At 29.9% G+C, this 665-nt stretch carries 1 pseudogene; it reads right to left on the bottom strand.

The features are described 5' to 3' along the window. A pseudogene (locus tag CPX_RS02835) lies at window positions 1-665 on the bottom strand (type IVB secretion system protein DotG/IcmE); the annotation flags it as partial.

Below are 665 nucleotides of genomic sequence, written 5' to 3'. Positions count from 1 at the left end.
CTACACTCTTTAATTGTATACCCAGCAACTCTTAAATCTACAAATGTAAATCCAACATCTATTAATTCTTTAAGTGTATACCCAGCAGCTCTTAATTGTCCAGCTGTATATCCGCCATCTATAATTTTTTTAAGTGTATATCCGCCAGCTTTTAAATCTTCAATTGTATAAAGAATTCTTCCTTCTTCTAATTCTTTAACTGTATAACCAGCATCTATAATTTCTTTAAGTGTAAATCCAACATTTTTTAATGAAAAAACTGAATACCCAGCAGCTCTTAAATCTTTTGCTGTATAACCAACAGTTCTTAATTCTGAAATTGTAAATTTTTCATATTTTAATTCTTTAGCTGTATATCCGCCATCTCTTAATTCTTTTACTGTATACCCAGCATCTTGTAAGTTTTTAACTGAAAATCCGCTTTCTTTTAATTCTTTTACTGTAAAACCAACATCTAATAATTCTTTAATTGTATACCCAGCATTTCTTAATTCCTTAGCTGTAAATCCGGCATCTCTTAATTCTTTTACTGTAAAACCAACATCTAATAATTCTTTAATTGTATACCCAGCATTTCTTAATTCCTTAGCTGTAAATCCGGCATCTCTTAATTTTTCAGTTGTATATCCGGCATCTTGTAAGTTTTTAACTGTATATCCAGCATC

This window comes from Candidatus Phytoplasma pruni, assembly GCF_001277135.1.
Taxonomy (GTDB): domain Bacteria; phylum Bacillota_I; class Bacilli_A; order Acholeplasmatales; family Acholeplasmataceae; genus Phytoplasma; species Phytoplasma pruni.
Note: the sequence above shows the minus strand (reverse complement) of the source record. Positions and strands in the feature narration are given on the sequence as shown.